Origin of the sequence: Caldimonas sp., assembly GCF_046291045.1 — a bacterium.
GTDB lineage: Bacteria > Pseudomonadota > Gammaproteobacteria > Burkholderiales > Burkholderiaceae_C > Caldimonas.
In genome coordinates this window covers 1-4,717 of the sequence record NZ_JBKBSL010000071.1, presented here as the reverse complement: position 1 = coordinate 4,717, position 4,717 = coordinate 1, and the positions used below count along the sequence as shown (strand labels likewise).

General features: G+C 68.1%; 5 protein-coding genes and 1 pseudogene. All 6 read left to right on the top strand.

The window, feature by feature from the left end; all coding sequences use genetic code 11:
- The first annotated feature begins 108 nt into the window (after window positions 1–108).
- Window positions 109–246, top strand: a complete 138-nt coding sequence (locus ACK4ZD_RS15215) for a hypothetical protein (RefSeq protein WP_409663965.1) — start codon at window positions 109–111, stop codon at window positions 244–246.
- On the top strand, window positions 243–1,205 hold the full coding sequence (locus ACK4ZD_RS15210; RefSeq protein ID WP_409663962.1) for a branched-chain amino acid ABC transporter permease: 963 nt from the start codon (window positions 243–245) through the stop codon (window positions 1,203–1,205). Before ACK4ZD_RS15215 ends, ACK4ZD_RS15210 begins: the two co-directional genes overlap by 4 nt.
- Window positions 1,198–1,944: an ABC transporter ATP-binding protein gene (locus tag ACK4ZD_RS15205; protein ID WP_409663959.1), complete on the top strand. Its 747-nt coding sequence runs from the start codon at window positions 1,198–1,200 to the stop codon at window positions 1,942–1,944. Before ACK4ZD_RS15210 ends, ACK4ZD_RS15205 begins: the two co-directional genes overlap by 8 nt.
- Window positions 1,941–2,453: pseudogene (locus ACK4ZD_RS15200) on the top strand (ABC transporter ATP-binding protein); the annotation flags it as partial. The gene ACK4ZD_RS15205 and the pseudogene ACK4ZD_RS15200, both read left to right, overlap by 4 nt.
- A gap of 285 nt (window positions 2,454–2,738) precedes the next feature.
- Window positions 2,739–4,193, top strand: a complete 1,455-nt coding sequence (locus ACK4ZD_RS15195; RefSeq protein ID WP_409663968.1) for an aldehyde dehydrogenase — start codon at window positions 2,739–2,741, stop codon at window positions 4,191–4,193.
- A gap of 207 nt (window positions 4,194–4,400) precedes the next feature.
- Window positions 4,401–4,717 (top strand): toxin VasX (locus ACK4ZD_RS15190; protein WP_409663956.1); only part of this gene is annotated, 317 nt, incomplete at its 3' end.

Below are 4,717 nucleotides of genomic sequence, written 5' to 3'. Positions count from 1 at the left end.
TGATCAAACACGCCTCGTGGACATGTGCACAGGCCGGCCAGCGGCCTGCACACATGCCCACCGGGCTCGACGACCAGGAGTCATTGTGACTGTTGGGTTCCACACGAAATGACGAAGAGCCTGCTGCTGGGTGTCATCGAGGCGCTGGGCATGCACTTCACCAACCCCTCGCTGAAGTCCCTGCTGAGCTACAGCGTGTTCATCGCCGTGCTGCTGCTGCGGCCGAACGGGCTGTTCAAGAAATGAACGATCGCACCCTTCTCACCCGGGATCTCCTGGTGCTCCTGGCCCTCACGGGCTGGGCCCTGGCCATTCCCCACTACGGCAGCGAGTTCGTGCTGTCGCTCGCGCTCACCTGCTTGATGTACATCGCGCTGTCATCGAGCTGGTCGCTGTTCTGCGGCACCACGCGCTACCTCTCGCTGGCCACCGCCGCCTTCTTCGGCATCGGGGCCTACACCAGCGCCCTGGTGCTGGAGCAGGCCTCGTGGCTGTCGGCCGTGGGCCTGGGTGCACTCATCGCCGCGGCCGTGGCCGTGGTGATGGGGGCAGCGGTGCTGCACCTGCGCGGCACCTACTTCGCCGTGCTCACCTTCGGCATGACCGAGCTGATCCGCCACGCCCTCACCTACTTCGAAAAGCAGGTGACCGGCACGGTGGGTCGCGTGCTCGTGGTGGTGCCCGAGGGCGACACGGTCTATCTCACCGTGCTGACGCTGGCCGTGCTGGCCCTGGCCACCTCCATCGTCGTGCGGCGCAGCCGCTTCGGGCTGGCGCTGGTGGGCATCGGTGCCGACGAGCAGCGCGCCCAGACCCTGGGCGTGAACACCCGGCTCGCGAAGATCGGCGGCTTTGCACTGACCGCGGCTTTCGCCGGCGCGGTGGGTGCGGCCATGTCGGTGCGCTGGACCTACATCGACCCCACCACCGTCTTCAACCCCTTCATCGGCTTCCAGACCGTGCTGATCGCGCTCATCGGCGGTGCCGCCACGCTGTGGGGGCCGCTGATCGCCGCCATCGTCTTCAGCCTGCTGGCCGAAACCCTGCGCCTGCAGCTGCCGCAGCTGTACATGATGTCGCTGGGCCTGCTGCTCATCCTGTGCGTGCTCTACCTGCCCGGCGGCCTGGCCTCACTGCGCTGGAGCACTTTCGGGGGCTGGTGGCGCGACAGCCGCGGGTGGTGGAAGGAGCAGCGACATGGCTGAACGCCTGCTCGAAGCCTGCGGCGTCACGGTGCGCTTTGGCGGCCTGGTGGCCGTCGACCAGGTCGATGCGAGCTTCCACGCCGGTGAGCTAGTGGGCATCATCGGCCCCAACGGTGCGGGCAAGACCACCTTCTTCAATGCCATCTCGGGGGTGATCGCCCCCACCAGCGGACGGCTCGTGGCTCAGGGGCATGACCTCACGGGCGCCAAGCCGCATGCCTATGCCCATCACGGCATCGCGCGCACCTTCCAGACGCCACGGGTGTTCGCCGAATTGCCGGTGGCCGCCAACATCGACTTCGGCCTGAAGTTTGCCGGTCGCCGTCGCACCGCCTCGTGGCTGCTGAAGGACGCGGGGAGCATCCTCCACGTGATCGGCCTGTCGGCCCAGGCCGCCCTGCCTGCCGCGGCCCTCACGCCTTCGCAGCAGCGCCTGCTGGAGATCGGCATGGCGCTGGCCACGCGGCCGCGCCTGCTGCTGCTCGACGAGGTGGCCGCCGGCCTCACCGAGGCCGAGGTGGAGAACATGGCCCGGCTCATCCGGCGGCTGCGTGACGAGCTCGACCTCACCGTGGTGTGGATCGAGCACGCGGTGACCACGCTGCTGCGCCATGTGGAACGCGTGCTGGTGCTGCACCAGGGCCGCAAGATCGCCGACGGCACGCCCAGCGAGGTCGTGCGCAATGCCGAGGTGATCGAGGCCTATCTGGGCGATGAAATGGCCGAGGCGGTGGCATGAAGAACGACATCGAACAAGCCTTGGGCGCGGGCCGCAAGCTCGCCCACCTGAAGGTGCAGGGCCTGAGCGCCGGCTATGGCGGCTTCCTCGTGCTGCGCGACCTGAAGCTCGAAGCCAAACCCGGCCTCACCGTGATCCTGGGCCCCAACGGTGCGGGCAAGAGCACGCTGCTCAAGGCCATCGCCGGGCTCATCCCACGCGCAGGCGAGGTGCTGCTCGATGACGAAGCCCTGCCCGCTGACAAGCCCGACGAGATCGTGCGCCGCGGCTTGAGCCTGGTGCCCGAGGGCCGCCAGCTCTTCGCCCAGATGACAGTGGCCGAGAACCTCGAACTCGGTGGCTGGCTGGTGGACAAGGCCGAACGGGCGCGGCGCCTGGCCCAGGCCTTCAAAGACTTTCCCAAGCTCGCCGAACGCGCCCAGCAGCTGGCCGGCACCATGAGCGGCGGCGAACAGCAGATGGTGGCCGTGGCCCGCGCGATGATGAGTGCCCCGCGCCTGTTGATGCTTGACGAGCCCTCGTTGGGCCTGGCGCCACGCATGGTCGATGAGCTGCTGGCCATCGCCCGTCGCATCGCCGATGCCGGCACCACGGTGCTGATGGTCGAACAGAACGTCCGCAAGGCCCTGGCGGTGGCCGACCGGGGCTATGTGCTCGAACGGGGCGTGCTCGTGGCCAGCGGCCCGGCCACGCTGCTGTCGCGCTCCACGGTGATCCGCCAGGCCTATCTGGGGGCCCCCTCGGGCGCGGCCTCCTCTTCCTCATCCTCTTCCACCGACACGAAGGAGAAGTCCATGTCCGACCTGTCCATGCTCATCAACGGCCTGGCCGTTTCCGCCGAAAAGGGCGCCACCTTCGAACGTCGCAACCCGCTCGACGGCAGCGTGGCCACGCGCGCCCCTGCGGCCAGCCCCGCCGACGCGGTGGCTGCGGTGGAAGCCGCCGCCGAAGCCTTCAAGACCTGGAGCCAGACGGGCCCCGGCGAACGCCGCGCCCTGCTGCTCAAGGCCGCCGACGCGCTGGAGGCCAAGACGCCCAAGTTCGTCGAGGCCGTGCCGGCCGAAACCGGCGCCACCGGCATGTGGGCCGGCTTCAACGTCTTCCTGGCCGCCGGCATGCTGCGCGAAGCGGCTGCGCTCACCACGCAGATCGCCGGCGAGGTCATCCCCTCCGACGTGCCCGGCTCGCTGGCCATGGGCGTGCGCCAACCCGCCGGCGTGGTGCTGGGCATCGCGCCGTGGAACGCGCCCATCATCCTGGGCGTGCGCGCCATCGCCACACCGCTGGCCTGCGGCAACACCGTCATCCTCAAGGGCTCGGAGAACTGCCCGCGCACCCACCAACTCATCATCGAGGCGCTGCAGGATGCGGGCTTCCCGCCTGGGGTGGTGAACTACATCACCAACGCCCCCGCCGACGCCGGCGCCGTGGTGGAGGCCATGGTGGCCCACCCGGCCGTCAGGCGTGTCAACTTCACCGGCTCCACCAAGGTGGGCAGGATCATCGCGATGACCTGCGCCAAGTACCTCAAGCCGGTGGTGCTGGAGCTCGGCGGCAAAGCTCCCCTCATCGTGCTCGACGACGCCGACCTGGACGACGCCGTGAACGCCACCGCTTTCGGCGCCTTCGCCAACTCGGGCCAGATCTGCATGAGCACCGAGCGCATCATCGTGGATGAGAAGGTCGCCGACGCCTTCATCGACAAGCTCGTCACCAAGGCCAAGGGCCTGCCCCTGGGCGACCCGCGCAAGCCCGATCCGGTGGTGCTGGGCTCGGTGATCGGCATGGGCACCGTGGAGCACTGCAACGCCCTCATCGACGACGCGCTGGCCAAGGGCGCCAAGCTGCTGTGCGGCGGCAAGGCCGAGAACACGCTGATGCCCGCCACACTGCTCGACCGCGTCACGCCCGACATGCGCATCTACCGCGAGGAAACCTTCGGCCCGGTGAAGTGCATCGTGCGCGTCAAGGGCGTGGAGGAAGCCATCGCCTGCGCCAACGACAACGAATACGGCCTGTCCTCGGCCGTGTTCGGCCGTGACATCGCGCGCGCCCTGCAGGTGGCGCGGCGCATCGAGTCGGGCATCTGCCACGTCAACGGCCCCACCGTGCACGACGAGGCGCAGATGCCCTTCGGCGGCGTGAAGGCCAGCGGCTATGGGCGCTTTGGCGGCAAGGCCGGCGTGGAGGAGTTCACCGAGCTGCGCTGGATCACGGTGCAGACGGCGCCGCGGCACTATCCTTTTTGATTCAGCGAACTCTCGATCTCGCATCGCGCGGTTGTAAACGTTCGTAATTCCTGCAAAGGAGGGGGTTGGCAGACTCTTGTGGGCCGCCATACTGCACGCGACTTGGCGAGGCTGCGTGCCAGGGTAGGGTGATGGAGTCCTTCACTGCAAACGACCGCAGCGCATGCCGGGTCGTACAAACAGATCGAACTCAGGAAGGAACCCATCGTGAACGCCGCCGCCCCTGCTGCCACCCCCCTCATCTGCGAAACCCCCTGTGAAACCTGCGCGAAAGAGGGCCTGCCCCTGCTGCTGGCACGCTATGCCCTGATGCCCGCAGACGCACAGGCGCCCAAGGTTTCAGGGCGCCTGGCACCTCCGGATCTCACACAGGTGGACCTGGGCGCCTCGGCCCACTACGGGTTGCGCCTGCTGCGCAGCGGCTATGTCTACGTGTACGATGAAGCCCGCAAACGCTGGGACGAATACTTCGTCACCGCCGATGGTTTCCTCACCAAGCTGCCTGAACGCATCCAAGCGTTCAA